This is a genomic window from Sulfitobacter sp. EhC04 (assembly GCF_001650875.1).
Classification (GTDB): Bacteria; Pseudomonadota; Alphaproteobacteria; order Rhodobacterales; family Rhodobacteraceae; genus Sulfitobacter.
This window is the reverse complement of the sequence record NZ_LXYI01000029.1, coordinates 43,428-67,897: the sequence shown is the minus strand read 5'-3', so window position 1 is coordinate 67,897 and position 24,470 is coordinate 43,428. Positions and strand designations below refer to the sequence as shown.

The window sequence follows — 24,470 nt, the reverse complement described above, 5'->3', positions numbered from 1 at the left end:
CGGGAAATCAGGCCAGCCCCAGCTTGCGGTTGCGCGCCTCGCGCAGGCGCGCGAAATCATCGCCCGCGTGATAGCTCGACCGCGTCAATGGCGTGGCGGAGACCATCAGGAACCCCTTGCCATAGGCCGACTTTTCATAGGCGGCAAATTCATCCGGGTGCACAAAGCGATCCACCCGGTGGTGCTTGGGCGTCGGTTGCAGGTATTGCCCGATGGTCAGAAAGTCGATGTCGGCGGCGCGCATGTCTTCCATCACCTGAATGACCGACTGGCGATCCTCGCCCAGCCCCACCATGATGCCCGATTTGGTAAACATCGACGGGTCCAGTTCCTTGACCCTTTGCAACAGGCGCAGACTGTGGAAATAGCGCGCGCCGGGGCGCACTTCCGGATAGAGGCCGGGAACCGTCTCAAGATTGTGGTTGAACACATCCGGGCGCGCCGCGACCACGATCTCCAACACTTTGGGATCGCAGCGGATGAAGTCCGGCGTCAGGATCTCGATGGTGGTGTCCGGGCTGCGTTTGCGGATTGCGCGGATGGTCTGGGCAAAATGCTCCGCCCCGCCGTCCTCAACGTCGTCGCGGTCAACAGAGGTGATGACAACGTGGTTCAACCCCAGCTTGGCCACCGCATCGGCCACCCTGCCCGGCTCGAACACATCCAGCGCCTCTGGCGGTTTGCCGGTGGCGATGTTGCAGAAGGTACAGGCGCGGGTACAGACCTCGCCCATGATCATCATGGTGGCGTGGCCCTGGCTCCAGCATTCGCCGACATTGGGGCATCCGGCCTCTTCGCAGACCGTGGTCAGCTTGTTGTCGCGCATGATCTTTGCGGTTTCGGCATAGCCCTTGCCGCCGGGAGCCTTGACCCTGATCCAGCTCGGTTTCTTGGGCTGGGCATTGTCGGGCTTGCGCGCCTTTTCGGGGTGACGCTGCTCGGGGATTTTCAGATCGCGCATGGGGACCTCACGTTGCTTGCGCTCTATGTAACACAACTTCGCGGCAACAAAAGCCCAAGCAGCGCAATGCAGCCTTGCGCCCTATTGCCACCAGCGCGGCCCGATGCGCCGCCGCATCCAGCCGCCCAGCGACCAGTGGTCGCGCGCAATCAGCAAGACAAGCGCAATGAATGCCGCCATCACGGCCAGGTCGATCACCTGATTGCGGTTGATGGGAAAGCCCTTGTCATTGACGGCGAACGGGTCAAGGAACCCCTCCCACCGGCGCGTCAGCGTGTAGAAATGCATCACCGCCAACGCGCCATAGCTGGCATATCGGAAGATCCCCAGCGCCACCATCAGGCAAAGCGCAATCTGGACGCCCCCCGCCAGATAGATTTGCGGCAGGGAAAGATCGACCTTGTCGAAATGACGCGCCAGCGCCTGATACTGGCCGGGGGTGATCACCTTGTGCACCGCCCAAAGGAACATGAACCACGCCAGCCCCAGCCGGAGGATCAGCAGGGCGGCGGCATCTGTGCGGTCCTGAAAGGTCATCGAAGTCACTCCTTGAGAGTTGCAACTTCATAGCCCTCCAGAACCGGCCTGTCCCTGATCGCGCGTGCATCACACGCAGAGTTGAGCGGCAGGTTCCGAGCTAGCCAATCATCGGCCCGCCCGGCCCGATGGTTTCATCGTAATGGCGTTTCAGGCGCATCAGGGCAATGCGCAGCACGATCTTGCCGGACCGCGCCGACCAGCCAAGGCGTTTTTCCGTGGTCTCCAGCCCTTCGAGGTAGCAGCAGCAGCGCAGTGCCACATCCGACAGGCCCGGCCCAAGGTGGCGAAGCGCGGATGTCACCCGCGCCTGCGCCGCCCCGGCACTGTCCGACACGCCACCTGTCCCGCAGGACCCGCCCTGCGTGCCTGCGGTCAGGAAACCCTGCCAGTTCTGGGTCACCCGCGTGCCCATCTGCGCCAGTTCAAAATCCTCGCGCAGATGTTCACCAGCATGCACCAGCGCATCACTCAGGAACGGCTTTCCGCTCTTGTCCTTGCGCCGCGACAGCGCGATCAGCGGGCTGTCGGCCAGCGAAAAACGCATCTTCTGGCGGCGGTTGCTCTCTGCGTCATCGGTATCGTCCTGCCATCCCATGTCCGGCCCTTCAAAACCCGTTTGCGCCTCGGCAAAACCCCCGGTGCCGCGCCGCATCCCCCCGTTTGCGCCGATCATTTCGCCAAGCGCGCTGCGCCCTGCCGTGGTGATGTGATCGCGGATGATGCGCCCGGAGTTGGCCGGTGCGATCCAGTCCTTCAGCGCCATGGCCTGTGCCACCGCCGCATCCACCACAGCCGTCCGGGTGCTGCCCCCCGATGCGGTGTCGCGCACCACCACGGCCTTTTCCATTTCCGCCGCAATCGCCAGCACCGCGCCGGTTTCGCACAGCCGGGGCAGGATGCGCATCGCCTCCTGTTTCAGCGTCGCTTCGTCGGGTACGGATGTAAGGGCGGGCTGAGCCATTGGCAGATCTTTCTTTGAGGGGTTTTTCCCGGCACTGATCGGCCGACGTTCCGCGCCCAGACATTGCAGGGCGGCATCCACCAGCGGATCGTCGCGGCGGGTTTCTATCCGACGGATCTGGCGCATGATCGTGGAGGCGTGGCACCCCGCACTACGGGCGAGTTCCCGCATCGGCTGTCCAAGCTCGGTATGGGCCAGATAATGAATCGCGCCTTCCGGCACCCAGTCCGGCAGGATTAACGGTTGATGAATACTCTTTCCTGACAAAACGCATACCACTCCATTTTATGTTTTTGTTTCCGTAGGTTGACGGGATATCCACAGGCGGACAAGCTGCAACCTATGGGTGCACTGGTTACCTGATCGTTAAAACTTTTTCGGTTTCTCAATCATTGTTTTCAAATTCTAAACAGTGGTGAAGGTGCCGCACGTCCCAATCGGACGCGGCGCAACACCCGCGTGAGTTGTGGCAAAACGGCCCTCAGCGATTCCGCCATTCCGACCAGAGAAGGACCACCGCCATGCAAGATGTCTTTTCCATGCTGAGCGCCCTGCACCGCCCCCGCCTGATGATGCGCGCCGCGCGCATCGGTGCCGAGAATTACCGCCGCTCCAGCCATCTGCCCCGGCTTCTGGGCTATGGGGTGCTGCCCCGCCACAGCGCAGCCCTGCTGCGCCTGATGGAGATCGAGGCGATGCTGGAGGACGAACGCAAACGCGCGGATGCAGGCTATAGCCTGATCCGGCACATCGACGTGCTGATTGCCATGGTCGGGGAGGCGCGCGTGCTGCGCGCGGTCAATGACACACCGCGCAGCGTGACATGACGGGTGACATCTGCCGCCACCGGGGCGGCAGAGGGTTCACCGGTGCCGCCAGGCCGGACAAACCGGCCCGGCCGCAATCTTACATGAAGCTGTCGGGCGCTTCGGACTTCTTGCGGGCCACATAGGCGTCCAGCGATTCGCGGATGGACGGGTCCAGCGCCGGCTGCTGGTAATCCGCCAGCATCTTTTCGACCCGGATGGCGGCCAGTTGCGCAGTGTCGCGCGCGCCCTCGTCTTCCCATGTCTCGAACGGCTTGTAGTCCAGCAAGTCGGACTTCCAGAAGGCCGATTTGAAGTTCGCCTGGGTATGCGCGCAGCCCAGGTAATGCCCGCCGGGGCCGACCTCGCGGATGGCATCCATCGCCTGGCCGTTCTCGTCCATGTAGATGCCCTTGGCAAAATGGTGCAGCACGCCAAGTTGATCGGCATCCATCACGAATTTTTCAAAGGAGGCCACAAGCCCCCCTTCCAGCCAGCCGCAGGAATGCAGCATGAAGTTCACACCCGACAGCAGACCCATGTTCAGGCTGTTCGCTGTCTCATAGGCGGCCTGCGCATCGGGCAGTTTCGACCCGCAGAAGGACCCGGCCGACCGGTAGGGCAGGTTCAGCCGCCGGGCAAGCTGCCCCGCGCCATAGGTGATATGCGCCGCTTCCGGCGTGCCAAAGGTCGGCGCGCCCGAGTTCATGTCGATCGAGGTCACAAAGGCCCCCATGACAATCGGTGCACCGGCACGGCACAGCTGGCTGTAGGCGACACCGGCCAGCGTTTCCGCCAGCACCTGCGTCAGCGTCCCCGCCACCGTGGTGGGCGCCATCGCGCCGCCCACGATAAAGGGCGATATGATGCAGGCCTGATTGTTCTCGGCATAGACCTTGAGCGCGCCCATCATCACATCGTCGAAGGTCATCGGCGAGTTGATGTTGATCAGCGAGGTCATCACCGTGTTCTGCTGCACGAACTCCTCGCCAAAGAGCAGCCCGCACATGTCCACCGAATCCTGCGCGCGGCTGGGTTCGGTCACGGAGCCCATGAAAGGTTTGTCGCTCAGCGTCATATGGGCATGCAGCATGTCGAGGTGCCGCTTGTTGACGGGAATGTCCGTCGGCTCGCAGACCGTGCCGCCCGAATGGTGCAGCCACTTGGACATATAGGCCAGTTTCACGAACTTGTTGAAATCCGCCATGGTGGCATAGCGTCGGCCCCCTGCAATATCGCGCACGAAAGGCGGGCCATAGACCGGTGCCAGCACCAGATTGCGGCCACCGACCTCGACGTTGCGCTCGGGGTTGCGCGCGTGCTGGGTATAGGTGGAGGGCGCGGTGGCACAAAGCTTGCGCGCCAGCCCTTTGGGGATATGCACCCGCTCGCCGCGCACGTCCGCACCGGCATCGCGCCACATCTGCAAGGCTTCGGGGTTTTCGGGGAAATTGACGCCCACCTCTTCGAGGATGATATCCGCGTTGCGCTCGATGATCTGCAGCGCTTCCTCGTTCAACACTTCGAAATTGGGGATGTTGCGTTCGATAAAGCGCGCGGTTTCGAAAGACACCGCCGTGCGCTCCGCCCGGCGCGCTGCACCGCCGCCACCCCGTGTCCGTCCGCGCCGTGCTGATTCCGCCATGATATGACCCTTGCTCAGAAATTTCCTTCTCCTAACGTATCCCCCCGCCCCGGTTCGCGCGATTTCCGCCGCCGGGGGGAGAAAAACGACATCGCCCCGATCCCTCCATGCTCTTTTTGGCCAAAATATTCCCGGGGTCTGGGGCAGCGCCCCAGTCCGCCACTTGCCACGCCGCGAAACCCTGCCTAATCAATGGCCATGACAGAACTCATTTCCCCCGCCGCCCACGACCGCCTGCTGATCATAGATTTCGGCAGCCAGGTCACCCAGTTGATCGCGCGCCGCCTGCGCGAGCTCAGCGTTTTCTGCGAAATCCATCCGTTCAACACGGTGGACGACGCCTTTCTCGCCGAATTCCAGCCCAAGGCCGTCATCCTGTCGGGAGGGCCTTCTTCGGTCTTTGCCGAAGGCGCGCCGATGCCGCCGCAATCGGTGTTTGACCTCGGCGTGCCGATCCTTGGCATTTGCTATGGCCAGCAGGTGATGATGCATTGCCTTGGCGGTCACGTCGAACGCGGCCACGGCACCGCCGAATTCGGCCGCGCCTTTGTCAAACCCACCGGCCAGCCGCTCGACCTGCTGCAGGGCTGGTTCGCCACCGACCGCGAACAGGTCTGGATGAGCCATGGCGACCACGTCAGCAAGATCGCGCCGGGCTTCGAAGTCTACGGCACCTCGCCCAATGCGCCCTTTGCCATCACCGGCGATCCGTCGCGTCATTTCTACGCCGTGCAATTCCATCCGGAAGTCCATCACACCCCCAACGGCGCAAGGCTTTACGAGAATTTCGTGCGGCTTGCGGGCTTCAAGGGCGACTGGACCATGCGCGCCTACCGCGAAGAGGCGGTCGCCGCCATTCGCGACCAGATCGGCGACAAGAAGGTGATCTGCGCCCTCTCCGGCGGGGTCGATTCTTCGGTTGCCGCCGCCCTGATTCACGAGGCGGTGGGCGACCAGCTCACCTGTGTCTTTGTCGACCATGGGTTGTTGCGCAAGAACGAGGCGGAGGAGGTCGTCGGCATGTTCCGCGACCACATGAACCTGCATGTGATCCACGCCGACGAGGTTGAGCTGTTTCTGGGTGAACTTGACGGCGTCAGCGACCCCGAAACCAAGCGCAAGATCATCGGCAGGCTGTTCATCGACGTGTTCCAGAAATACGCCAACCAGATCGAGGGGGCGGAGTTCCTGGCACAGGGCACGCTTTACCCCGATGTGATTGAATCCGTGTCCTTTTCCGGCGGCCCCTCTGTCACGATCAAGAGCCACCACAACGTCGGCGGGTTGCCCGAAAAGATGGGCCTGAAACTGGTCGAACCGCTGCGCGAACTCTTCAAGGACGAGGTCCGCGCGCTGGGTGCCGAACTGGGCCTGCCGCCCAGCTTTATCGGGCGCCACCCCTTCCCAGGCCCCGGTCTCGCGATCCGCTGCCCCGGCGAGATTACGCGCCAGAAACTCGACATCCTGCGCGAGGCCGATGCCGTCTATATCGACCAGATCCGCAAACATGGCCTCTATGACGAAATCTGGCAGGCCTTCGTCGCGATCCTGCCGGTGCGCACCGTGGGCGTGATGGGCGACGGGCGCACCTATGATTTCGCCTGCGCGTTGCGCGCGGTGACATCGGTGGACGGGATGACGGCGGATTATTACCCCTTCACCCATGAATTTCTGGGCGAAACCGCCACCCGCATCATCAACGAGGTGCCCGGCATCAACAGGGTCACCTATGACATCACCTCCAAACCCCCCGGCACGATCGAGTGGGAATGATCACACAATGACCCCTGCCCACCCGTGACCGAGAATACCGTACTTCCCCCGATCAACCAGACGCTGCGCGCAGCGTTCTGGATGCTGGGTGCCATCACCTCATTCACCGCGATGGCAATGGCCGGGCGCAAGCTGGGGACCGATTACGACACTTTCGAGATCATGCTTTATCGCTCGGTCTTCGGTTTTCTCATCGTGATCGGCGTGGCGTATCGCGTCGGCACCTGGCACGAGATCAACCGCGATGCGCTGGGCCTTCAGGTCCTGCGCAATATGGTGCATTTCACCGGCCAGAACCTTTGGTTCTTTGCGGTGACGGTGATCCCGCTGGCGCAGGTCTTTGCCTTTGAATTCACCACGCCGCTCTGGGTGATCGTGCTCTCCCCCTTCCTACTGGGCGAGCGGCTGACCAGGGTCCGCTCCATCTCGGCGCTGATGGGGTTCATCGGCATCCTGATCGTGGCGCGCCCCACGGTTGCGGGGATGAACGCGGGCGTGCTGGCCGCCGCCGGCTGTGCCGTCTTTTTCGCGCTGACCTTCATCACCACCAAGAAACTGACCGCCCGGCAAAGCATCACCGCGATCATGTTCTACCTGACGCTGCTGCAACTGATCTTCGGGCTGATCACTGCCGGATATGACGGAGACATCGCCCTGCCGACGCTGGCCAGCGCCCCGCTGCTGGCGCTGGTCGGGCTCTGCGGGCTGCTGGCGCATTTCTGTATCACCAATGCGCTCCGGCTGGCCCCGGCTGCGGTGGTCTCTCCCATCGACTTTGCCCGCCTGCCCGTCATCGCCATCCTCGCCATGCTGGTCTATGGCGAGACAGTGGACATCTGGGTGTTCGTCGGTGCCGTCATCATCTTTGCCGGGAATTATCTGAACATCTGGGTCGAGACCCGCAGAAAACCAGCATGATCCGGGTCGCGGTGTGCGCTCTTGCGGCGTAAAACGCTAGGGCCTGTGGACATTCATCTTCGACCACCCGCGCGAGTCGGATTTTGCCGCTGGCGCCCTGATGTGAGCGCAGCAATGTGATCATTGGAAGCGAACATCCGGGATGGCAGAGGCAAAATCCGCCGCGCCCCGCAGGGGTTTCGCCAAAATTGCCCATTTCTGCGTTAAGAGCGCTTGAAATAGCTGGCTATTCCTGCGCTCTCTTGCCTGGAACTGAGCAATTTTGGGCAGAAACGGGTGGTCGAAGATGAACGTCCACAGGCCCTAGTCATGAGCCCGCAGAAATCAATCACCCCCCGCGCCTGGACCGAGATGCTGCTGCTGGCGGCGATCTGGGGCGCGTCCTTTGTCTCCATCCGGGTCGCGCTTGATGAAATCGGGCCGCTCTGGGCCGTGGCCCACCGGGTTGGCTGGGCGATGCTGGCGCTCTGGGGGGCTGTGCTGCTGATGCGCCTGCCGGTGCCCTGCGACCTGCGGGTCTGGGGGGCTTTCCTGGTCATGGGGCTGCTGAACAACGTGGTCCCATTCGGCCTGATGGCCTGGGGCCAGTTGCACATCGAAAGCGGCCTGACCTCGATCCTAAATGCCGCCACGGCGATCTTTGGCGTGATCGCGGCGGCGGTCTTTTTTGCGGATGAGCGGATCACCCCACGCAAGGCCGCGGGCGTCATGCTGGGCTTTGCCGGGGTCGCCACCGCCATCGGGCTGGAGAATCTGGCCCAGTTCGACATCCGGTCACTGGCCCAATTGGCGGTGATCGGCGGCACGGTGTCCTATGCGCTCGCCTCTGTCTGGGCGCGCAAGATGCTGTCGGGCCAGCCGCCACAGGTCGCCGCGGCGGGCATGGTCACCGGATCGACGCTGATCATGCTGCCGGTCGCCTGGAGCATTGAGGGGCCGGTCGATCTGTCGCTCGGCCCCCGCACCTGGGCCGCCATCGGCTATTACGCGCTGCTGGGCACGGCGCTGGCCTATCTGCTCTATTACCGGGTACTGGGCATGGCGGGCAGCGGCAACCTGATGCTGGTCACGCTGCTGATCCCGCCCTTTGCGATTGTGCTGGGGGCGCTGATGCTGAGTGAGGCCCTGCGCCCGGCGGCCTATGCGGGTTTTGCGCTGCTGGCGGCGGGGCTGCTGATCCTGAACGGCCGCATCTGGCGTCCGCGCCGCCGCTCCGCTAGACAGGGGGCGAAATCAACCTGACGGACCTGCCCCATGCTGTACCCCACCGCCCAAGACTGGCGCGCCGCGCCGCGCCGCAAAGTGTTGGTTTTCGGCATGTCGGGACTGGGCAAAACCCACCTCAGCGGGCTTTTGCGCGCCTCGGGCGGCTGGTTCCACTACTCCATCGACTACCGCATCGGCACCCGCTACATGGGCGAGGCGATCGTGGATTCGTGCTTAGCTGCCGCGATGTCACATCCCTATCTCAAAGAAATGCTAATAAATGACGCAATATACATTGCTCCAAATGTGCATACACATGATCTTACTGCAGTCGCTACTTTCTTAGGCAAGCCCGGTTCGCCGCAGAAGGGCGGCTTGCCGATGGCCGAATACGCCACCCGGCAAGAGGCGTTTCGCCTGGCCGAGATCGCGGCGCTGAACGACACGCCGCATTTCGCTGAGCGCGCCAAGGCGCTTTATGGCTACGACCATTTCATCTGCGACACCGGCGGGTCGATCTGCGAATGGGTGGACCCGGAAAACCCGGATGATCCGCTGCTGAATACCCTGTCGGAGGAATGCCTGCTGGTCTGGATCAGGGGCGATGAGGCCCACACGCAAGAGCTGATCCGCCGCTTTGACCGCGCGCCCAAACCGATGGCCTATCAGCCCGCTTTCCTTGCGCGGGTCTGGACGGATTATCTGAATGAAAACAAATGCACAGCGGATGAAGTTGATCCTGATGCCTTTGTCCGCTGGACCTATGCGCAAGCCCTATCACACCGCCAGCCGCGTTATGAGGCGATGGCGAAATGGGGTGTCACCATCACCCCCGACCAGATCGGCGGGTTGAAGAGTGAAGCGGATTTCGTGGAGTTGATTGCGGGCTGTCTGTCAGACGGTTAGTTTGACCAACAGCGTTGCCATCTTCAGGAGGTCCGACGCGGCCTTAAGCGCAGTCGCTAGCTTTTCGAGTTTTCGCATCTCCTTTTTAGCTGTTTCCACTGCGTTTCTCAATTGTGTGCCTGCTGAAATCTGGGAGGTTGGCGTCGAAAGTTCGACCAATTCAGCAGCCCGCAGCCGGAATAGGAAATCCATTATTTCCGATGACTTTGCGCGCAAGGCCTTGCGTTTCGTGACATCGGTTTCCTCACTCGCTCGCGCGTCTAGTTTCCCTACAGCAGCAAACCCGTAGTCATAGAGTTGCTGATAAGTCTTCATCCCGCGGATATCGCCGGACTGTGTCATGTCCCCTATCTCCTTCTACCTAGTTGGTCTTGGCCAAAGCCTTGAAGTCTTCCAGCAGTCCAATCAACTCTACCGGATCACCGGGTCCGTTGATCTGGGCGTGCAGTATCTGATGCGCCCGCCAGAGCGCCATCAGTCGGCCCGCATCACTGGCGCCGACCGATTTCTGGAATGATGCAAGCTCGGCCTCGTAGCGTGCTGTCATCCGGGCATAATATTCCGGGTTTCCTGAATCCTGTGCAGTTGTCAAATTCTCATATGCGGTGTTCAACGCGCGCGCCTGCGACAGCAGCCTTTCGGATGGCTCGCGATATGCGATCAATTCTGCGATGATCACTTTGATCTGCGGATGAGCCGCGTTCACCAGCCTTTTCAGGATCGCACCGCGCCGTGCCTCTACCGCGCGTCCAACAATGTTGCCTAGCGGTTCGATCTGATCCGTCTTGATCACGCCGTTTTCCGCACCGGCAGCATTGTTTGCCGTAGCAAAGGCGTTGATCGACGTCAGGAACTCCTGAAAATTCGCATTGACCTGCGCAGAAACGTCCGATCCGCTAATCTGCTCCAGCACAGTCGCATAGCTTCGCAAAGCAGAAAGTCCCGAAGCGGCATAAGCCGCGCTCCCACGCACCAACGGGGCTCTGAACCTTGGGGCCGCATCACAGGCGGCGCTGCGCCGGTCCAGCTTTTCTGTTGCGGTCCGGGGACCGAACACGATTTCGATGCAATCGAGCGGTCTGTCATAGACCAGTTCGCCTCGCGCGAGGAAACGCGCCTTCTCCGCGCTGGTCTCTCGCTCTGTTCCGGCCTTAAGTACCGGCGCAAGCGGTGCTTCCACTTCTGAAAGGCTGTTTGCAAAACCTGCTACCTCAGTTTCGGTCGCGGGTACACCACACCCGACCAACAGAATAACGGCGGCCAGTTCAATGCCAATTCTTGAACGCATCCAGATACCCCTTTTGTTTGCACCACGATACAGTCACCGCCAAGGCAGAAGCGTGAGTTAATCGTTAAAATGTCGTAGAGCAGAAATGGCACAAGATTTAAGCCACAGTCAGGTGACATGTCACCTTTCATCAACCTCAGCCAAAACACCCCTGCACCGCGTTGTTGATGCTGGCCCCGGCACCGGACAGCGAAAACTGGATCAGCGATGTGCCATCCAGCGCCTCCACCCGCAGCCAGGACCCCGCCTGCACGCCCTGCATGAACACATCGCCCGGCGGGATGTTCACGCTCAGATCGCCGCGGCTGCGGTCCAGCGGCACCAGATAGGCGACGTCACCGATCACAAACCTGTATTGTCCGGCATCCATCGGCAGGCCGATCAGGGTAAAGAAACTGACCTGCGGCGTGCAGAAATAGTAGAACCCATAGCCCTGCTCGGCATCGGCACCCGCAAAGCGGTGGACCCCGTCACTGGCCAGCCCCGCGCGCCAGGCCAGCGGCACTGGCTGTGGTGGTGCAGGCGTGCTGAGCGGCGCAACGGGTTCACCTGAACAAAGCCGCGCAACGCATTGATTGTATTCGGAACTTGCCGGACCGGAGGAATCGGCAAGGCAGCGCCAGATGCAGCGTTGAACATCCATGGGATCGCCTTGCTGCGCGGCAACGGAAAGCGGGGACAACAGACAGAGAAGAAGCAGGGTCAGACGCATGGAAACCTCGGTGCATGGCGCAACAGAATGCCATGATGCGTCAGCTTGCGGAAAATGCAATGTCACATCCGCGTTCTCCGCCGCCCCGGCCCCTTGGCAGCGCAGCCTGCCCGGTCTATCTAAACCATTCAATACACGGATCGCCAAACTCATGCCCATCAAGATACCCGCCACCCTGCCCGCCTATGACGTGCTGAACCGCGAGGGCGTGATGCTGCTGGACGATGAGCTGGCCGACCATCAGGACATTCGCCCGCTGAAGATCGCGCTGCTGAACCTGATGCCCAAGAAAATCCAGACGGAGAACCAGTTCGCCCGGCTGATCGGGGCCACGCCCTTGCAGATCGAATTCAGCCTGCTGCGCATGTCGGACCACCGCACCCGCAACACCGCCGCCGAACATATGAAGAGCTTTTACCGCCCCGTCAGCCAGGTCTGGGACGAGAAATTCGACGGGCTGATCATCACCGGCGCGCCCATCGAGCATATGGATTTCACCGATGTCACCTATTGGGAGGAATTGCGCCGGGTGATGGACTGGACCCAGACCAATGTGCATTCCACCTTCGGCGTCTGCTGGGGCGGGATGGCCATGATCAACCACTTTCACGGCGTCAAAAAGCACATCCTGAGCGAAAAGGCATTCGGCTGTTTCCGGCACCGCAACCTCGCCCCCGCGTCACCCTATCTGCGCGGGTTCTCCGATGATTGCGTCGTGCCGGTGTCGCGCTGGACAGAGATGCGCCAGGACGAGGTCGACACCCACCCCAAGCTGACCACCCTGCTGGCGAGCGATGAGGTCGGCCCCTGCCTGATCGAAGACCCGGAGCACCGCGCGCTTTATGTGTTCAACCACTTCGAATACGACAGCGATACGCTGAAACAGGAATACGACCGTGACGTGGCTTCGGGTACGCCGATCAACGTGCCCTGCAACTACTACCCCGATGACGACCCGTCGCGCGCGCCGATGAACCGCTGGCGCAGCCATGCGCATCTGCTTTATGGCAACTGGATCAACGAGATCTACCAAAGCTGCCCCTATGATATTTCGCTGATCGGCACCTGAGCAGATGAGGACCGGAATGATGATTGCTGTTGTCCTTCTGGCCGCGCTGATCGGCATCGTTCAATGGCGCGCGGCAGCCCGTGAAGCGGCGGCAGAAGCGGCCACGCCGCCCCTGGGCCGGATGCTGGATATCGACGGCGTGCCGGTGCATGCGCTGGTCATGGGCAGCGGCCCCGACCTGGTGCTGATCCACGGGGCCAGCGGCAACCTGCGGGACCTGACCATGGGATTCGCCAGCCGCCTGACCGACCGCTACCGGGTGATCCTGTTCGACCGGCCCGGCATGGGCTGGACGGGCCGCCTGCCCGGATCGGGCGGTGCCTGGAACACCACCGAAGAAACGCCACAGGCACAGGCCGCGCTGCTGCAAAAGGCCGCCGATGCGCTGGATGTGCGCAATCCCATCGTGCTGGGCCATTCCTTTGGCGGCATCGTGGCCCTCGCCTGGGGCCTGTCGCGCCCCGATGATACCGCCGCGCTGGTGCTGGCCGGTGCGGTGTCGGAACCCTGGCCCGGCGGGCTGGGCTGGACCTATACGGTCAATGGCTCCCTGCCCGGTGGGGCGCTGTTTGTGCCGATGGTCACCGCCTTTGTCCCCAGGACCTATATCGAGGGCAGCATCAACGCCATCTTTGCCCCGCAAGAGGCCCCGGCGGGCTATGGCGACCATCTGGGCACCGGGCTGACCCTGCGCCGGACGTCGCTGCGCGCCAATGCCCAGCAGGTCAATGCCCTGCGCCCGCATGTGGTTGAAATGCAAAAGCAATACGGCAATCTGACCATGCCCATCGAGGCGGTCCACGGCGATGCCGACACCATCGTGCCCGCACATATCCACGCCGAGGTGCTGATGGGCGACGTCCCCCGTGGCGCATTGAAGATCCTGCCAGGTCAGGGCCACATGCTGCAACATACCGCGCCCGAGGAACTGACTGCCGCCATCGACAGGGCCGCGGCCCGTGCGGGTTTGCGTTAATCCCCTTAACATCCCATATTGAATTCAAAGACCATTTGAGGAGGCCCCATGGACCTGCCCTTTGACGGCGCGATCAGCGCCTTTTACGAAAACGACGCGCCCGACCAGATCCGCAACGCGATCCGCCGCGCCGACAAGGGAGACGTGATTTCGGCGTCCTACCCCCATTCGGAGCGGCTGGCGCGCAAGGTTTATGACCGTGCCTATGACAAGCTGCAGATCGAACTGGTCAAGCTGCAATCCTGGGTCCGTGACAGCGGCACCCGCATCGTCATGGTGTTCGAAGGCCGCGATGCCGCCGGAAAAGGCGGCACAATCAACCGGATGCGCACCAATCTTAATCCTCGCGCGGCGCGCGTCGTCGCCCTGTCCAAACCGACAGAGACGGAACAGGGCCAATGGTATTTCCAGCGCTATGTGACTCATCTGCCCACCGCGGGAGAGATCGTTTTCTACGACCGGTCCTGGTACAACCGGGGCGTGGTCGAACCGGTTTTCGGGTTCTGCACGCCGGATCAGAACCGGCATTTCTTCAACCAGGTGCCGGATTTCGAAAAGATGCTGGTGGATGACGGCATTCACCTGTTCAAGTTCTGGCTGAACGTGGGCCGCGCCGAACAGTTGCGCCGCATGCTGGCACGCGAAAGCGATCCGCTGAAGCAATGGAAACTCAGCAGCATCGACGTCCAGGGGCTGGCCAAATGGGACGCCTATTCCGCCGCGATCCAGGACACGCTGACGCGCAGCCATACCGACCACGCGCCCTGGACCATCATCCGCTCTGACGACAAGCGCCGCGCGCGTCTGAATGCCATGCGGGTGCTCTGCCATGCCTTTGAGTATCCACAGAAAGATGCGCGTGCCATCGGTGCGATCGACCCGCTGATCTGCGGCGGTCCGGACATCTGGGATGCCTAAACGCGGCTATCATCACGGCAACCTGCGACAGGCGCTGATCGAGGCCGCACTTGAACTGATCGAGGCGCGCGGCCCAACCGGATTTACCCTGTCGGAGGCGGCCAAACAGGCGGGCGTGACCCCGGCGGCGGTCTACCGCCACTTCGATGGCCGCGAGGATCTGATCGCCGAGGCCGCCCGGCAAGGCTACGAGATTTTTGCGGATCTGATGGATTTCGCCTATCAGTCCGGCCAGCCCTCCGCCCTCAAGGCCTTCGAAGCCACGGGCCGGGCCTATCTCGCCTTTGCCCGCAAATATCCCGGCCATTACATCGCGATGTTCGAAAGCGGCATCTCGGTGAACCGGACGCCGGACCTGGCCGCCGTGGCGGGCCGCGCCAATGCGGTGCTGGAACGCGCCGCCACCGACCTCAGCCAGCACATCCCCGAGGACCGGCGCCCGCCCGCCTCGATGTTCTCGGCCCATATCTGGGCGTTGAGCCACGGTGTCGTGGAACTTTTCGCGCGCAACTCCCCCGGCCGCGCCTCGCCCTTCCCGGCGGACGACCTGCTGGAAACCGGCATCGGCATCTACCTTCGGGGTCTGGGGTTGGTGCGCCCGGACGAGTGATTTCGCCCGTTCAGGCGGCGCGGGACAGGCCCGACAGCACCTCCGCCGCGATTTCAAAGGACCTGAGCCGCGCCGCGTGATCGTGGATCTGCCCGGTCAGGATCATCTCATCGGGCTGGTATTCGGCGCGCAGCGCATCGAGCTGGCCGCGCACCGTCTCGGGGCTGCCCACTGCCGTCACCCGCAGCGCCTGATCCACGCCGCGCCGCACCGCGCCGCCGATCTCGGCGTCGATGTCATCCACCGGGCGCGGCAGCTTGCCGCGCTGGCCGGTGCGCATCCGGGCAAAGGCCTGCTGCATCGAGGTCCGCAGATAGGCCCCTTCCGCATCGGTCTCGGCGGCAAAGACATTCACCGCCAGCATGAAATGCGGCTTGTCCAACTGCGCGGAAGGCTGGAACTGATGTCGGTAAACCGCCACCGCCTGCTCCAGCGCATCGGGTGCGAAATGCGAGGCAAAGGCATATGGCAGCCCGAAATGCGCCGCCACCTGCGCACCATAAAGCGACGAGCCCAGAATCCACAGCGGCACATGGGTGCCCTCGCCCGGCAGGGCGCGCACCGCTGCACCGGGCTGCGGATCGCCCAGATAGCCCTGCAACTCTGCCACGTCGGCCACAAAATCGTCGCTGCCCACCCGGCGCAGCGCCTGATACACCGCCTGATCGCCACCGGGCGCGCGGCCCAGGCCCAGGTCGATCCGGTCACCGTATAGCGTCGCCAGCGTGCCGAATTGTTCGGCAATGGCCAGCGGCGCATGGTTGGGCAGCATGATGCCCCCGGCCCCCACGCGCATGGTTCGGGTCACGCTTGCCACATGGCCGATCAGCACCGATGTCGCGGCAGAGGCGATGCCGGGCATGTTGTGATGCTCCGCCATCCAGTAGCGGTGAAACCCCAGCGCCTCGGCCTGCTGCGCCAGTTCGGTGGTATTGCGCATCGCCTGCGCCGCATCGCTGCCTTCGGGGACAGGTGCCAGATCGAGAACCGAATATTTCACATCAAACTCCTTTGTTGCTTCCCAAGATAGACAGCCGCAGCCCGGGTAAAACCCTGCCTCTTTCTTTTTGGCAAAAAATATTCCCGGTGGGGGTCCGGGGGAGGCAGCGCCTCCCCCGGCGGTCGGCGCGCGCCAGCGCGTCGAAACCAAATGCGAAAACGCCCGCAGAAACGAAAAAGGCCGCACCCGATGGCGCGGCCTTTCCCGAAAATATGACCAGCAGCTTAACGCTTGGAGAACTGGAAGCTCTTGCGCGCCTTGGCCTTGCCGTATTTCTTCCGCTCGACGACACGGCTGTCGCGGGTCAGGAAACCTGCCGCCTTCAGCGCACCGCGCAGGGAGGGATCATAAAGCTGCAGCGCCTTGGAGACACCGTGCTTGACCGCACCGGCCTGACCGGACAGACCGCCACCCTTGACGGTGGCGACCACGTCGAACTGGCCTTCTGTGTTGGTGATGCCGAAAGGCTGCGCCAGGATCATCTGCAACACGGGGCGTGCAAAATATTCGTTCTGCGGCTTGCCGTTGACAGTGACCTTGCCGGAACCGGGCTTGATCCAGACGCGGGCGACCGCATCTTTGCGCTTGCCGGTGGCATAGGCACGGCCCAATTCGTCACGCACGGGCTCACGCGGGGTCAGCTCAACTTCCGGTGCTGCGGCAACGCCGGCAACTTCGGCCAGATCTTCGAGTGTGTTGATTTCGTCAGCCATGCTCATGCGCTCCGGGTGTTTTTCTTGTTCATGGACTTCACGTCCAGAACGTCGGGGTTTTGCGCCTCGTGCGGGTGCTCGCCACCTGCATAGACGCGCAGGTTGGTCATGATCTGGCGGCTCAGGCGGTTGCCGGGCAGCATGCGCTTGACGGCCTGGGTCACGACCCGCTCGGGGTGCGCGCCTTCAAGGATCTGCGCCTTGGTGCGGCTCTTGATCCCGCCGGGGTGGCCGGTGTGCCAGTAGAAGTTTTCTTCACGCTTCTTGCCGGTCATCTGGATTTTCTCGGCATTGATGACGATGACATTGTCACCGCAATCCATGTGAGGGGTGAAGGACGGCTTGTGCTTGCCGCGCAGCCGCATGGCAACGATCGACGCGAGACGGCCCAGCACGACGCCTTCGGCGTCAATGATGATCCATTTCTTGTCGATGTCTGCCGGTGTTGCAGAGAAAGTTTTCATCGGAAATTCCCGTTTGGTGGTGACAGCAGGGGCAAAGCACCCCGCCTGGTATCTGATGGCCGGGTTATAACCATCCCCTACGCCCGGTCAAGCACCGCTTATCCATATTTATCGTTGCAAAACAGGTGCTTGAAATTAAGGTATTATTTTACCCCAATATTCCGGGGTTCCGCAGCCGCTTCGCATCACCCGGTTCCCGTTGGTCCGCATCCCGTGCCAACGCGCCCCGCCTTAAACTTGATACGCCAATACCCTGCCGCGCTGCGCGCTCTCGGGACATTGGCGAAGTGATATGCTTCTGTTTAAAGGCGGGACGCTGTAACCTTGGGTCTGTCCCGTCACAACAGGCTTACCGATGTATTTGTCCCTTGCCCCCCTGCTTGCCACCCTTGCCCTGCTGGCGCTGTCCACCGCCATCGGCATCCGCCCGGTGGTCAAGCTGATCCGGGTCTACGAGGCGCGCCACGAATTGCGCCCCGGTTCCGCCGGGCGCATCCGGTCCATCTCCGGCTGGGCGGTGATTGCCTTCTGGCTGATGGCCACATGGTTTTTCGCCACCATCATCGGCGACTGGCATGTGACGGGTGATCTGTCAGGGGCCATCGACCGATCCTGGCTGCGGCTGCGCATCCTGCTGGAAATCGCCGCCGCCCTTGGGGACAATGACTGATGCCCCATGACGTGACGGATCAGGTTGTGGCGGATCAGGCGGCCCTGTCCTGCGCCAGTTGCGGCGGGCACTGCGTCTTTTCGCCGTTGCAGGGCAAACTGGAATGCAGCAGCTGCGGCAGGCTCTACGCGCTTGAGACAATCCATGATGCCGATGCGGCGCAGGAATTCGCCTATGAACCGGATGCAGCAGAGAACGATCTGCCCGAGTTGACCCGGGAACGCACCTATCAATGCCGCAACTGCGGCGGTGCGGTGCTCTTTGTGGGTGCAGCGCTTTCCGAACAATGCCCCTATTGCAATGGCCCGGTGGTGCTGGGCCCTGCGGATGCCGGCTATCGCACCAAGGCACTGATCCCCTTTCAGACCGATCCCGGCTTTGCCCGCCGCCAGATGCGCGCCTGGGTGGCCAGGCGTCTGGCCGCCCCGCGCGACCTGCCCGCCCTGCTGGAGGACGCACGGCTGGCCGGGCTTTACGCGCCGTTCTGGACCTTCGACAGCCATGAGGCCCTGCGATACTGGGCGAAATACACCACCGGCTCGGGCGATCGGCGGCGGACGCATCGCACTTCGGGCAGCATGACCATCACCTTCGACGATCTGCTGATGCCCGCCTCTGCGCATGTCACCCCCCTGATCCGCGACGGCATCCTGCATGACTTCGATCCCGCAGCACTCAGACCCTACCGCGCGGCATATCTGGCGGGCTTTGCCGCAGAACGGCACCATCAAAGCGTGGCACAGGGGCTGTCCGCCAATGCGCCGGACAAGAAGCTGCTGATCCGCAACCGGATCAAGCGCCATATCGACAGATCCGGTGTGCACGGCATTCGCTATCAGACCGACACAACCGGCATCCACTACCGCCGCATCCTGTTGCCGGTCTGGATCGCCCATTACAGCTATGGCGGCAAACCGATGAAGGTGGTCGTGTCCGGCATCGACGGGCGCACCTATGGCGAACGCCCGTTCTCAAGGCTGAAACTGATCGGATATGCGGCAGCACTCTCTGCCGCGGCCATCGTGCTGGGGCTGGCCTGGGGCGCAGGCGGGTTGCTGTGATTTCGGTCGATTTCATCACGTAGACGATTGAAAATCCCGGCCCCTTGGCCTATATCTGGCTTGTTCTTCGGAACTATGGACATAAACGCGCTCGTAATAAGCGGATCGGACCCGGGGGCGGTACCCGGCGACTCCACCAACATCCTTCATTTGGGGATCATGGGGTCGAAACAGGATCGACGAACGTCTAAAGGGGTTTTGCTTTGTCTCGGCTGACTGCCACCGTTATCGGCGTAAAAAGTACAATTGCAAATGACAATAGTGCTCCAGTAGCAATGGCCGCGTAAGCGACCGGAGAGACTGAAATCTAAGTCCTTGGGTTTAGCGACTTAAGGCGGGGTTCGCAGGCACCTGGCAACAGAAGCCTGCACTTTCATCTTCCGCAATATCGCACAATCCAACGCATATCTCGCCGTTTCGTGCTCTGTTATAGTTGATGTGATCGGGTCACACTGCGCCAGAATTTCCCCGTTAGATTGAAAAATCAGTGACTTGGTCATGATTTTTTCCGAATCTAGAGGAATGTTTGTGTAGGTGGTTCGAGCGACAAAGACAGAGCGACACAAGACAGAAAGTTAGGCCGAGATATGGTGAGCCGCCAGACGGGAATCCGCCCCACACCACAGCGTTCACTGCATCTCTGGATGACGCGCGTTGTTCTGATTGCAATTGTCTGCGGCGTCATCATCGCGTTCGGCAGGAAGATCGAGAGCCTGTCTTATCAAACCTATCTGCAGAGCCTGCGACTGAACACCACGATCGAACTGTCCGCCATCCGCGAAAAATTCGAGTCAGAGATGGTCAACCGCGTCCTGCGGATGAACGAAATTGCCGCGGCCCTGTCTCAGAATCCCGACATGAACCAGACCGAATTCAACATCAAGGCGGTCGATTTCCTGCTTGAAAACAATGATGTCATCAACATCGCCGCAGCGCCTGACCTTGTTGTCACAATGGTGTTCCCCAAGACCGGCAATGAAAGGGTATTGGGGCTGGATTATCGCACCAACCCGCTGCAATTCCCGAAGGTCGCCGAAGCCATGCGCACCGGGAACGGCCAGATCGACGGGCCAGTCGATCTGTTGCAGGGCGGACGCGGGCTGATCCTCAGACAGCCGGTCTTTACCATGCGCGACGGCAAGAGGGAGCCGTGGGGCCTGCTTTCCGTTGTGCTGGATTACGATTCATTCGTTGATAGCATCAGCAGCGCGAACCTGTCGGAAAAATACGATATCGTGCTGCGCGAAAGGCGCGTTGGCGATGGCCCGGTGGCCCATGTGTTGCTGGGTGACGTCGCAGCGCTCAGCCGGGACCCGGTTGTGATGACACTGAACATTCCCATGGGCGTTTGGGAATTGGCCGCCACACCGGCAGACGGCTGGCCCCTGCGCCGCCCCCAATTCATGTGGCAATGGAGCCTGCGCCTCATCTTTATCTCGCTGGTTGCAATCGGCCTGTTTTACGTCCTGCGGCTGGCCGACACCCGGCGGGAGGCCGAAAGCAGGCTGACAAACGGCATCGAGGCACTTCACCATGGCTTTGTGATGTTCGACCCCGAAGGCAGGCTGATTGCGATGAACCAGAAATACGCCGAAATGCACGGCCCCTCCTCGGTTGTGAAAATCGGGGTACATTACGAGGACATCGTCAAATCCAGCCTGAACAAGGGGGTCATCCGCAGCGCGGTCGGGCGCGAGCAAGAGTGGCTTGAGGAATGGCGCAACCGCCCGCTGGACGGCTCCTCGGACCCTGAACAGATCTTGCCGGACGGGCGCATCATGCAGACATCCGACCGCCTGATGGAGGATGGCAGCGTCGTGGGCCTGCGCATCGACGTCACCGACCTGAAACGCGCGCAGCAGGCGGCAGAGGCCGCCAACAAGGCCAAGACCGATTTCATGGGCGTGCTGAGCCATGAATTGCGCACCCCCCTGACCGTGATCCTGGGCCACGCCCGCCTTGCCCGCAATGTAGACCGCCTGCCGCCTGCCCTGGCGTTGAATGAGGCTCTCAAGGCCCATCCCGAAGTCGCAAAAGAGATCGAGCCGCAACTGAAATCGCTCACCGGGCAGATCGTCAGCATGATGACCCGGCTGGAGCGGTCGGGTGAGCATCTGCTGTCGCTGATCAGCGAAATCCTTGATTTCGCCAAGCTTGAATCCGGCAGCCAGGCAATCCAGCCGACACATTACGATATAAATGACATCGTTGGTCCGGTCGCAGACCAGATGCGCCCCATGGTCGAGGAAAAAGGCCTGGCATTCGAGGTGTCCGTCGACCCCGGAAACCTCTATGCCGATGCCAACCGGGTCCGTCAGGTGCTGATCAATCTGGTCGGCAACGCGGCAAAGTTCACGCAAACGGGCAGCATCAAGCTGGATGTGGTCATGAACGACAACGTGGTGGAATTCAGCGTCACCGATACCGGCATCGGCATCCCCGAAGACCAGGTCAGCCGGGTATTCGAGGCGTTTCACCAGGTCGATGCCACCTCGACCCGGCAATTCGGCGGCACAGGCCTTGGCCTCGCCATTTCGCGCGATATCGCCGAAATGCACGGCGGCACGCTGACCGCCAGCAGCGTCACGGGTCAGGGCAGCACCTTTGTCATGCGCCTGCCGCGAGAGCCTGGGGAAAATGCCGAAACCCAGGAAGAACGGCACAACATGGTTGCATAGGCTCTGGACGCATTCATTCTGACCCAATCGTCAAGCATTTCCGACCCAAACCGGGCCTTCGGCGCGGTATGGGTCAAGGACCGGCGTGCAGGACAAAGCGCCAATTCGCTGCGGTTGCGCCAAGGTCTGCTTCTTGTCCTGACTGACGCCTACGGTAGCCTTGGCCAGAGCGTCCGGCCTTGAACATGAAACACTTGTTCGCTGCCTTCGCCTGCGGCGGGGCGCGAAAAGTGATGTGCGATGCCTCAGTTTAAAGGCCGGACGCTTTAGACACCAAATTGGTGCCGATACGCTGAGACTGAAACTCCGGAGATACGCTGGAAAATTTTGCTGAAGGCAGAAGGGTCCTTGTACCCGACCTCCCACGCGACCTGATCCAAGGGACGGTTGGTCAGTTCCAGAACACCTCGGGCTTTGGCAACACGCGCCTGTTGAATGTACTCGGTGGGGTTGAGCGAAGTCGCTTTGGCAAAACGGCGCATGAAGGTTCGCCTTCCCAGACGGGCAACATCGGAGAGATCGTTGAGGTTCAGAGATGCAGTCAAATCAGCGTGGATATGGTGCTGGACCCGCAGGATCGCCGCGTCTCCATGATCGAACACCGGGATAAACTCGGTGAAGGGAAGCTGCGTGGCCCGCGGCGGCTGAATGACCAGAAATCGGGCCGTCGACAGCATCGTGCTCCGTCCAAAGAGACGCTCGACAAGGGTCAGGCCAAGATCGGTCCAGGCAAGGATACCGCCCGCTGAAATCACGTCGCCATCGTCCAGCACCAGATTTCTGTCGGCAACTTCAATATCTTGGTAGCTTTGTGCAAGGTGTTTGGCGAAAGCCCAGTGCGTTGTCACCCGTCGGCCTTGCAGCAATCCGCTTTCGGCAAGAACGAACGCACCTGCACAGATCGAGCAAACGCGGCTGCCCTCTTTGTGTTGCGACCGAAGCCACGCAGCCTCTTGTGGCATGGGCTGCATCTTGTCCGGCATGACGATGCTGGGCGGCGTGATAACGTAATCCAAATGATGGGTCTTGTTCGGATGGGTATCCCAGACGCAAATGAGCTCCCCACCTTCCTCGGCGCGCCAATGGGTGACCCGAACCTGTCGCGGGTTGTCGCTATCTGCCCACTCGCCCGCAATCCGGAACAGATCGGTCAGGCCGTAAATCGCGGACAATTGGCAGTCGGGGTAAATCAACAGACCGATCTCGCAGATCCAGTCTTTTGTCACTTTTGTCACTTTTGAACCTCTTTTTGTCATTTGTGACAATCGTAGATAACCCTCCAAATTGCAACATTGGCGTCATCGAACAAGCAACGAGAAGCCGATGACCATGACCCAAAACGAATTGACCAGGCGCACCGTTCTACAGGCGGGTGCAGCAACCGCGTTGCTCGCCGCGATGCCTGCCGCGCTTGCGGCTCGATCCCCTGCTCAACAAGAAGGAGACATTATCATGTCCACTATTGAAACACGCGACGGCACCAGGATTTTCTACAAAGACTGGGGTCCAAAAGATGCGCAGCCCATCGTCTTTCACCACGGCTGGCCGCTGAGCGGCGATGACTGGGACAACCAGATGCTGTACTTCCTCGCCAACGGTTACCGCGTGATCGCACACGACCGGCGCGGGCATGGACGGTCTGACCAGACGGACCTTGGCCATGATATGGCGACCTATTCAAACGACGTTGTCGATCTTGCGGCGGCGCTTGATCTGCAAAACGCTGTCCATATCGGCCACTCGACAGGCGGCGGTGAAGTCGCGGCTTACGTGGCCAAAGCCGAGCCCGGCCGTGTCGCCAAGGCTGCGCTTCTGGGGGCCATCCCCCCCCTGATGCTGCAGACCGACGCCAACCCGGACGGTGTTCCGATTGAGGAATTTGACGGGTTGCGGGCCGGACTGGCCGCCAACCGCGCGCAATTCTTCCTCGACGTTCCGTCAGGTCCTTTCTACGGCTTCAACCGCGACGGTGCCGAAGTCAGCCAAGGTTTGATCAACAACTGGTGGCGTCAGGGCATGATGGGCAGCGCATCCGCACATTACCAATGTATCGCGGTGTTCTCCGAAACCGACCAGACCGAGGATCTCAAGGCGATGAACGTGCCAACCCTCGTGATGCACGGCGATGACGATCAGGTCGTCCCGATCGCAAACTCGGCCGAGAAGGCGGTCAAGCTTCTGCCGAACGGAACGCTGAAGGTTTACGAGGGCCTATCACACGGCTTTTTCGCCACGCACCCCGATCTGGTGAACCCGGACCTGCTCAGCTTTGTGCAAAGCTAGGCTGATCGAAATCGATTCCTTGATGGGAGGGCAATGCTGCCCTCCCAAACAAAAAAACATCCGCACGATTACGCACCATTTCAGAAGCAACAAGAACGGGAGTGGCCCCATTAACATGACACTGCGTTGGGGCCATTGAATATCGTCGCTGTAGCAGCGATCGCCAGAATGTGTCTGCTGGCAATGCTTTGAACGTGTTGTTCACAGCTTGCGAACGAAATCCAGGCAACACTGGGCAAGACGCAGTTCATTGCCCGGACTCTCGTCTTTGGATGCGATAGCAGACCTTCAGGATGACTGCAGCATCCGCCC

24 protein-coding genes and 1 other RNA gene are annotated in these 24,470 nt (G+C 61.4%); 14 read left to right on the top strand and 11 right to left on the bottom strand.

What is annotated here, in order from left to right:
• Positions 1 to 7: 7 nt before the first annotated feature.
• The 3 genes from lipA to A8B82_RS13645 all read right to left on the bottom strand — a co-directional run bounded on the left by lipA (position 8) and on the right by A8B82_RS13645 (position 2,696).
• Entirely contained in the window at positions 8 to 961 is a 954-nt protein-coding gene (gene lipA, locus A8B82_RS13655) for a lipoyl synthase (RefSeq protein ID WP_067293316.1), read from the bottom strand.
• Positions 962 to 1,042: 81 nt separating this feature from the next.
• On the bottom strand, positions 1,043 to 1,498 hold the full coding sequence (locus tag A8B82_RS13650; protein WP_067293312.1) for a DoxX family protein: 456 nt from the start codon (positions 1,496 to 1,498) through the stop codon (positions 1,043 to 1,045).
• A gap of 100 nt (positions 1,499 to 1,598) precedes the next feature.
• Entirely contained in the window at positions 1,599 to 2,696 is a 1,098-nt protein-coding gene (locus A8B82_RS13645) for a DUF6456 domain-containing protein (protein ID WP_067293378.1), read from the bottom strand.
• Positions 2,697 to 2,983: 287 nt separating this feature from the next.
• Between A8B82_RS13645 and A8B82_RS13640 the strand changes: the two genes are divergently transcribed.
• Positions 2,984 to 3,289 carry a DUF6477 family protein gene (locus A8B82_RS13640; protein WP_067293310.1) on the top strand — a complete coding sequence of 102 codons (306 nt, stop codon included), beginning with the start codon at positions 2,984 to 2,986 and terminating at the stop codon, positions 3,287 to 3,289.
• Positions 3,290 to 3,368: 79 nt separating this feature from the next.
• Here A8B82_RS13640 and A8B82_RS13635 read toward each other — a convergent pair whose 3' ends face one another.
• Complete coding sequence (locus A8B82_RS13635) at positions 3,369 to 4,913, bottom strand: trimethylamine methyltransferase family protein (RefSeq protein WP_067293308.1); 1,545 nt, start codon at positions 4,911 to 4,913, stop codon at positions 3,369 to 3,371.
• Positions 4,914 to 5,111: 198 nt separating this feature from the next.
• On the opposite strand from A8B82_RS13635, the gene guaA reads away from it, so the two are divergent.
• The 4 genes from guaA to A8B82_RS13615 all read left to right on the top strand — a co-directional run bounded on the left by guaA (position 5,112) and on the right by A8B82_RS13615 (position 9,716).
• The gene (gene guaA / locus A8B82_RS13630; RefSeq protein ID WP_201120813.1) at positions 5,112 to 6,686 is read left to right on the top strand and encodes a glutamine-hydrolyzing GMP synthase; all 1,575 of its coding nucleotides are present in this window, start codon (positions 5,112 to 5,114) and stop codon (positions 6,684 to 6,686) included.
• A 51-nt stretch (positions 6,687 to 6,737) separates the two neighbouring features.
• Positions 6,738 to 7,604, top strand: coding sequence for a DMT family transporter (locus A8B82_RS13625; RefSeq protein WP_067293374.1), 867 nt, complete (start codon positions 6,738 to 6,740; stop codon positions 7,602 to 7,604).
• A 309-nt stretch (positions 7,605 to 7,913) separates the two neighbouring features.
• Positions 7,914 to 8,846: a DMT family transporter gene (locus A8B82_RS13620; protein WP_067293306.1), complete on the top strand. Its 933-nt coding sequence runs from the start codon at positions 7,914 to 7,916 to the stop codon at positions 8,844 to 8,846.
• A 12-nt stretch (positions 8,847 to 8,858) separates the two neighbouring features.
• Positions 8,859 to 9,716 carry an ATPase gene (locus A8B82_RS13615; RefSeq protein WP_067293303.1) on the top strand — a complete coding sequence of 286 codons (858 nt, stop codon included), beginning with the start codon at positions 8,859 to 8,861 and terminating at the stop codon, positions 9,714 to 9,716.
• Here A8B82_RS13615 and A8B82_RS13610 read toward each other — a convergent pair.
• The 3 genes from A8B82_RS13610 to A8B82_RS13600 form a co-directional block, all read right to left on the bottom strand.
• On the bottom strand, positions 9,705 to 10,058 hold the full coding sequence (locus A8B82_RS13610) for a hypothetical protein (RefSeq protein ID WP_067293301.1): 354 nt from the start codon (positions 10,056 to 10,058) through the stop codon (positions 9,705 to 9,707). The two genes, A8B82_RS13615 and A8B82_RS13610, sit on opposite strands and share 12 nt — an antisense overlap.
• Positions 10,059 to 10,077: 19 nt before the next feature.
• Positions 10,078 to 11,004: a hypothetical protein gene (locus tag A8B82_RS13605; protein WP_067293298.1), complete on the bottom strand. Its 927-nt coding sequence runs from the start codon at positions 11,002 to 11,004 to the stop codon at positions 10,078 to 10,080.
• A 136-nt stretch (positions 11,005 to 11,140) separates the two neighbouring features.
• Complete coding sequence (locus tag A8B82_RS13600) at positions 11,141 to 11,647, bottom strand: hypothetical protein (RefSeq protein WP_138069762.1); 507 nt, start codon at positions 11,645 to 11,647, stop codon at positions 11,141 to 11,143.
• Between the two features lie 220 nt (positions 11,648 to 11,867).
• Here A8B82_RS13600 and metA point away from each other — a divergent pair, with 220 nt between their 5' ends.
• The 4 genes from metA to A8B82_RS13580 are packed head-to-tail and all read left to right on the top strand — an operon-like array spanning position 11,868 to position 15,289.
• Positions 11,868 to 12,785 carry a homoserine O-acetyltransferase MetA gene (gene metA, locus A8B82_RS13595; protein WP_067293292.1) on the top strand — a complete coding sequence of 306 codons (918 nt, stop codon included), beginning with the start codon at positions 11,868 to 11,870 and terminating at the stop codon, positions 12,783 to 12,785.
• A gap of 16 nt (positions 12,786 to 12,801) precedes the next feature.
• Positions 12,802 to 13,761, top strand: coding sequence for an alpha/beta fold hydrolase (locus A8B82_RS13590; RefSeq protein WP_067293290.1), 960 nt, complete (start codon positions 12,802 to 12,804; stop codon positions 13,759 to 13,761).
• Positions 13,762 to 13,809: 48 nt separating this feature from the next.
• Positions 13,810 to 14,679 carry a polyphosphate kinase 2 gene (ppk2, locus tag A8B82_RS13585; protein ID WP_067293287.1) on the top strand — a complete coding sequence of 290 codons (870 nt, stop codon included), beginning with the start codon at positions 13,810 to 13,812 and terminating at the stop codon, positions 14,677 to 14,679.
• Positions 14,672 to 15,289 (top strand): TetR/AcrR family transcriptional regulator, encoded by a 618-nt coding sequence (locus tag A8B82_RS13580; protein WP_067293285.1) that lies wholly within the window; start codon positions 14,672 to 14,674, stop codon positions 15,287 to 15,289. Before ppk2 ends, A8B82_RS13580 begins: the two co-directional genes overlap by 8 nt.
• A gap of 10 nt (positions 15,290 to 15,299) precedes the next feature.
• Here A8B82_RS13580 and A8B82_RS13575 read toward each other — a convergent pair whose 3' ends face one another.
• The 3 genes from A8B82_RS13575 to rplM all read right to left on the bottom strand — a co-directional run bounded on the left by A8B82_RS13575 (position 15,300) and on the right by rplM (position 17,466).
• The gene (locus tag A8B82_RS13575) at positions 15,300 to 16,289 is read right to left on the bottom strand and encodes an LLM class flavin-dependent oxidoreductase (protein ID WP_067293284.1); all 990 of its coding nucleotides are present in this window, start codon (positions 16,287 to 16,289) and stop codon (positions 15,300 to 15,302) included.
• A 224-nt stretch (positions 16,290 to 16,513) separates the two neighbouring features.
• A complete protein-coding gene (gene rpsI, locus A8B82_RS13570) occupies positions 16,514 to 17,002 on the bottom strand; it encodes a 30S ribosomal protein S9 (protein WP_067293281.1) in 489 nt (162 codons plus the stop codon).
• Positions 17,003 to 17,004: 2 nt separating this feature from the next.
• Complete coding sequence (gene rplM, locus A8B82_RS13565; protein ID WP_067293280.1) at positions 17,005 to 17,466, bottom strand: 50S ribosomal protein L13; 462 nt, start codon at positions 17,464 to 17,466, stop codon at positions 17,005 to 17,007.
• A 355-nt stretch (positions 17,467 to 17,821) separates the two neighbouring features.
• Here rplM and A8B82_RS13560 point away from each other — a divergent pair, with 355 nt between their 5' ends.
• The 4 genes from A8B82_RS13560 to A8B82_RS13545 all read left to right on the top strand — a co-directional run bounded on the left by A8B82_RS13560 (position 17,822) and on the right by A8B82_RS13545 (position 21,875).
• A complete protein-coding gene (locus tag A8B82_RS13560; protein ID WP_067293278.1) occupies positions 17,822 to 18,136 on the top strand; it encodes a hypothetical protein in 315 nt (104 codons plus the stop codon).
• Positions 18,136 to 19,197 (top strand): hypothetical protein, encoded by a 1,062-nt coding sequence (locus A8B82_RS13555; protein WP_067293275.1) that lies wholly within the window; start codon positions 18,136 to 18,138, stop codon positions 19,195 to 19,197. Before A8B82_RS13560 ends, A8B82_RS13555 begins: the two co-directional genes overlap by 1 nt.
• Positions 19,198 to 19,220: 23 nt before the next feature.
• Positions 19,221 to 19,569, top strand: a transfer-messenger RNA (tmRNA) gene (gene ssrA / locus A8B82_RS13550).
• Positions 19,570 to 19,841: 272 nt separating this feature from the next.
• The gene (locus A8B82_RS13545) at positions 19,842 to 21,875 is read left to right on the top strand and encodes a sensor histidine kinase (RefSeq protein WP_067293273.1); all 2,034 of its coding nucleotides are present in this window, start codon (positions 19,842 to 19,844) and stop codon (positions 21,873 to 21,875) included.
• 266 nt (positions 21,876 to 22,141) lie between these two features.
• On the opposite strand, the gene A8B82_RS13540 is transcribed toward A8B82_RS13545, so the two are convergent.
• The gene (locus A8B82_RS13540) at positions 22,142 to 23,110 is read right to left on the bottom strand and encodes a GlxA family transcriptional regulator (RefSeq protein WP_235604698.1); all 969 of its coding nucleotides are present in this window, start codon (positions 23,108 to 23,110) and stop codon (positions 22,142 to 22,144) included.
• Between the two features lie 217 nt (positions 23,111 to 23,327).
• Between A8B82_RS13540 and A8B82_RS13535 the strand changes: the two genes are divergently transcribed.
• Complete coding sequence (locus A8B82_RS13535) at positions 23,328 to 24,158, top strand: alpha/beta fold hydrolase (RefSeq protein WP_067293268.1); 831 nt, start codon at positions 23,328 to 23,330, stop codon at positions 24,156 to 24,158.
• Positions 24,159 to 24,470: the final 312 nt, after the last annotated feature.

Excerpts from the sequence above, each read along its gene's own strand:
- lipA (WP_067293316.1), bottom strand. The coding sequence starts at position 961 with ATGCGCGATCTGAAAATCCCCGAGCAGCGTCACCCCGAAAAGGCGCGC.
- A8B82_RS13650 (WP_067293312.1), bottom strand. The coding sequence starts at position 1,498 with ATGACCTTTCAGGACCGCACAGATGCCGCCGCCCTGCTGATCCTCCGG.
- A8B82_RS13640 (WP_067293310.1), top strand. The coding sequence starts at position 2,984 with ATGCAAGATGTCTTTTCCATGCTGAGCGCCCTGCACCGCCCCCGCCTG.
- A8B82_RS13635 (WP_067293308.1), bottom strand. The coding sequence starts at position 4,913 with ATGGCGGAATCAGCACGGCGCGGACGGACACGGGGTGGCGGCGGTGCA.
- guaA (WP_201120813.1), top strand. The coding sequence starts at position 5,112 with ATGACAGAACTCATTTCCCCCGCCGCCCACGACCGCCTGCTGATCATA.
- A8B82_RS13620 (WP_067293306.1), top strand. The coding sequence starts at position 7,914 with ATGAGCCCGCAGAAATCAATCACCCCCCGCGCCTGGACCGAGATGCTG.
- A8B82_RS13615 (WP_067293303.1), top strand. The coding sequence starts at position 8,859 with ATGCTGTACCCCACCGCCCAAGACTGGCGCGCCGCGCCGCGCCGCAAA.
- A8B82_RS13610 (WP_067293301.1), bottom strand. The coding sequence starts at position 10,058 with ATGACACAGTCCGGCGATATCCGCGGGATGAAGACTTATCAGCAACTC.
- A8B82_RS13605 (WP_067293298.1), bottom strand. The coding sequence starts at position 11,004 with ATGCGTTCAAGAATTGGCATTGAACTGGCCGCCGTTATTCTGTTGGTC.
- A8B82_RS13600 (WP_138069762.1), bottom strand. The coding sequence starts at position 11,647 with ATGGATGTTCAACGCTGCATCTGGCGCTGCCTTGCCGATTCCTCCGGT.
- metA (WP_067293292.1), top strand. The coding sequence starts at position 11,868 with ATGCCCATCAAGATACCCGCCACCCTGCCCGCCTATGACGTGCTGAAC.
- A8B82_RS13590 (WP_067293290.1), top strand. The coding sequence starts at position 12,802 with ATGATGATTGCTGTTGTCCTTCTGGCCGCGCTGATCGGCATCGTTCAA.
- ppk2 (WP_067293287.1), top strand. The coding sequence starts at position 13,810 with ATGGACCTGCCCTTTGACGGCGCGATCAGCGCCTTTTACGAAAACGAC.
- A8B82_RS13580 (WP_067293285.1), top strand. The coding sequence starts at position 14,672 with ATGCCTAAACGCGGCTATCATCACGGCAACCTGCGACAGGCGCTGATC.
- rpsI (WP_067293281.1), bottom strand. The coding sequence starts at position 17,002 with ATGGCTGACGAAATCAACACACTCGAAGATCTGGCCGAAGTTGCCGGC.
- rplM (WP_067293280.1), bottom strand. The coding sequence starts at position 17,466 with ATGAAAACTTTCTCTGCAACACCGGCAGACATCGACAAGAAATGGATC.
- A8B82_RS13560 (WP_067293278.1), top strand. The coding sequence starts at position 17,822 with ATGTATTTGTCCCTTGCCCCCCTGCTTGCCACCCTTGCCCTGCTGGCG.
- A8B82_RS13555 (WP_067293275.1), top strand. The coding sequence starts at position 18,136 with ATGCCCCATGACGTGACGGATCAGGTTGTGGCGGATCAGGCGGCCCTG.
- A8B82_RS13545 (WP_067293273.1), top strand. The coding sequence starts at position 19,842 with ATGACGCGCGTTGTTCTGATTGCAATTGTCTGCGGCGTCATCATCGCG.
- A8B82_RS13535 (WP_067293268.1), top strand. The coding sequence starts at position 23,328 with ATGTCCACTATTGAAACACGCGACGGCACCAGGATTTTCTACAAAGAC.